This is a genomic window from Methylophaga sp. UBA5088, assembly GCF_002414625.1.
Lineage (GTDB): Bacteria > Pseudomonadota > Gammaproteobacteria > Nitrosococcales > Methylophagaceae > Methylophaga > Methylophaga marina.
This window is the reverse complement of record NZ_DIAC01000051.1, coordinates 53,966-54,317: the sequence shown is the minus strand read 5'-3', so window position 1 is coordinate 54,317 and position 352 is coordinate 53,966. Positions and strand designations below refer to the sequence as shown.

The window sequence follows — 352 nt, the reverse complement described above, 5'->3', positions numbered from 1 at the left end:
GCAAAAGCACAAGAACTTGCTGAACAACATCAGGCAAAGCTGAGTATTTGCCACATTATCGAAGATTTCCCTTTAACTGATTTTGCTTATGAACCGATGATCAGTGTTGATATTGATATGCGTGATGCTTTGTTAGAGTCAGGGAAAAAACAACTGGCGACATTGGCTGAAAAATTATCCATTCCGGCTTCACAACAGTGGGTTGAATTGGGAACACCGGGACATGATATTGTCCGTGTGGCTGATGAGAATAATGTTGATCTGATTATTGTTGGCTCACATGGCAGACATGGTTTTAAGCGTCTCTTGGGGTCAACAGCTAATGCCGTATTACATCATGCTCATTGTGATG

General features: G+C 41.8%; 1 protein-coding gene. It reads left to right on the top strand.

The window, feature by feature from the left end:
* Positions 1–352: universal stress protein (locus B4K20_RS07120; protein WP_289282399.1), on the top strand; the 352-nt coding region annotated here is incomplete at both ends.